The organism is Acidithiobacillus sulfurivorans, from assembly GCF_018853815.1.
GTDB classification, from domain to species: domain Bacteria; phylum Pseudomonadota; class Gammaproteobacteria; order Acidithiobacillales; family Acidithiobacillaceae; genus Acidithiobacillus; species Acidithiobacillus sulfurivorans.
In genome coordinates this window covers 1-299 of the sequence record NZ_JAAOMP010000108.1, presented here as the reverse complement: position 1 = coordinate 299, position 299 = coordinate 1, and the positions used below count along the sequence as shown (strand labels likewise).

Below are 299 nucleotides of genomic sequence, written 5' to 3'. Positions count from 1 at the left end.
CCGCGCTCTCTGGATCTGGATGCCCCGCTGGGAACGGTGGTCGCGGGCGGAACCAAACATGCAGTAGCCAGTGCGTACCTGGCGCAAATGAACAGTGGATTTAACACCACTCCTGGGCATGACCTGCGGAGGCCTGCGAGTACGATTACGAATACAGGAAGTCAGCAACAATTCGTTATGGCACACCTAACGCATCTGCGTGGCCACTGCGATGCGCGGGATATGGAAGACCCATTGATGACGATCAGTGCCGGCGGGCAGCATCATGGCGTTGTCGGTGCCTTTTTGTCTCGGCAATT

Annotated in this window: 1 pseudogene; it reads left to right on the top strand. The window is 57.2% G+C overall.

Annotation, left to right across the window (positions count from 1 at the left end):
- Positions 1 to 299, top strand: a pseudogene (locus tag HAP95_RS09530) (DNA cytosine methyltransferase); the annotation flags it as partial.